Here is a 1,706-nt window from a genome sequence, read left to right as displayed (position 1 = left end):
GCCACGTCACCGCGGCCACGCCCGCCCACAGGCGGGGCCGCACCGCGGTGCGGGTGAGCAGCCCGGCGATCAGCAGCGTCGCCGGCAGCTCCAGCACGAAGATGGGCTGGACCAGCGCGATGGGGCCGGTGGACAGGGCCACCGCCTGGCAGACGGCGGCCACGATCACCAGGCCGATGCCCGCCAGCCACACCTTCTGGCGCAGCAGCCGCCCGAAGAGCGACAGCCGCATCGCCTGCTCGTCGGGGATCTTCCGGGCCGCCTGGCGCTGGAACACCGTCGCCGTCGCGTTGCTCAGCGCGGTCAGGACGGCGAAGAGAACACTGATCACCCGCACCATCATCGGGGCGGTCGGCTCCGCGCGCGTGGTGCGGCGGGCAGTCGGGGGGTTGTCAGCGGGCCAGCGCCTGCCAGAGCGCCAGTGCCAGAGCCCCGACGGACGCCAGGGTCGCCACCGCGCGCAGCGGCCAGCGGTTGCGTTCCAGCGCGGTCACCCGGGCGGCGAGCGCGTCCAGCTCCTTCGCCGTCTCCTCGGCGCGATGACCGAGCAGGGCCAGCCCGCCGTCGACGCGGGCCTGCGCCACGTCGCAGCTGCGGCGCAGCTCGGCCACCTCCTTGTGCACCACCGGCGGTTCGGGGGTGGTGTTCACCGTGTGCTCCCTTCGCTCGCCGACGTCCGGCCTCCACCGGCCGATCGCCGTACCGGCAGTCAACAGCGCCCGCCCGGGGAGCGGAAGAGTGTGCGGCTGGCATATGCGCACCCCCGGCTCACACGGAGTGTGAAACGCGGTCACCCGGTGTCACCGTGACGGATCACCAGCACCGGGCAGGCGGCGTGCTGGACGCAGTGCTGCGACACCGACCCCAGCAGCAGCCCGGAGAAACCGCCGAGCCCCCGGTTGCCGACCACCAGCAGGTCCGCGTCCCGGGAGGCGGCGATCAGCGCGCCGGCCGCGGTGTCGTGCCGCACCTCGGTGCGGACCTCGACCGGCGGCCGGGTGCCCAGGACCTCCCCGACGGTCCTCTCCAGCTCCGCCCGCGCGCGTTCCTCGAGCGCCGCCGCGTCGCCGGTCGGCGGGGGCAGCCAGCCCAGGCTGCCGTAGTAGTTCGGGATGTCCCAGGCGCTCACCGCCACGACGACGCCCGCGGTGAGCCGCGCCTGACGCGCCGCCCACCGCAGGGCCTGCCTCGACGGCTCCGAACCGTCGACCCCGACCACGATGCGGCCCGGTTGCTCCCGCAGGTCAGCCATCGCTCCTCCTCGCCCCGGCGGACGGTCGCCGCCGGACGACGTGTCATGAGGTGGCAAACAGTACATTTCCGGCCGGTGGCCGGCTCCCTCACACGAACAGGACGCTGGAGGCCGCGGGGACGTCGAGGGCTCCGGCCCGCCGCGGCACCCCCTCCGCGTCGATGTCGAACCAGGTCACGTCCCCCGAGCGCTCGTTGGCCGCGTAGAGCCGGTCGCCGGACGGGTGCAGCACCAGGTCGCGCGGCCACGAACCGCCGCACGGGACCGACGTGAGGAACTCCAGCCGCTCGCCGTCCTCGTCCACCGCGAGCACCACGACGGTGTCCGTGCCGCGCACCGCCGCCCACAGGCGGCGGCCGTCGAGGGAGACGACGGGGGCGGACGGCTGCGCGTGCTCCCCGGCCCCGTCCGGGCCGAGCGGGAACTCGCCCACCGGCCGCAGGTCCCCGCTCGC

General features: G+C 75.1%; 4 protein-coding genes. All 4 read right to left on the bottom strand.

The genetic code is table 11. The annotated features are described in order from the left end of the window. The coding region (locus HW445_RS29980; protein WP_180223956.1) for a DMT family transporter at positions 1-343 on the bottom strand (343 nt) is incomplete at its 3' end. Positions 344-392: 49 nt separating this feature from the next. Further along, a complete protein-coding gene (locus HW445_RS29975; RefSeq protein ID WP_151774746.1) occupies positions 393-650 on the bottom strand; it encodes a hypothetical protein in 258 nt (85 codons plus the stop codon). Between the two features lie 140 nt (positions 651-790). Next, positions 791-1,252 (bottom strand): universal stress protein, encoded by a 462-nt coding sequence (locus HW445_RS29970; protein WP_180223955.1) that lies wholly within the window; start codon positions 1,250-1,252, stop codon positions 791-793. 88 nt (positions 1,253-1,340) lie between these two features. Further along, the coding region (locus HW445_RS29965; RefSeq protein ID WP_180223954.1) for a beta-propeller fold lactonase family protein at positions 1,341-1,706 on the bottom strand (366 nt) is incomplete at its 5' end.

The organism is Streptomyces sp. UH6, assembly GCF_013421635.1.
In the GTDB taxonomy this organism is placed as follows: Bacteria; Actinomycetota; Actinomycetes; order Streptomycetales; family Streptomycetaceae; genus Streptomyces; species Streptomyces abyssomicinicus.
The sequence above is the reverse complement of the archived record's forward strand: the minus strand, read 5'-3'. Positions and strand labels throughout refer to the sequence as shown.

Bases quoted from the DNA above. Each gene is read 5' to 3' on its own strand.
- HW445_RS29970 (WP_180223955.1), bottom strand. From the start codon at position 1,252: ATGGCTGACCTGCGGGAGCAACCGGGCCGCATCGTGGTCGGGGTCGAC.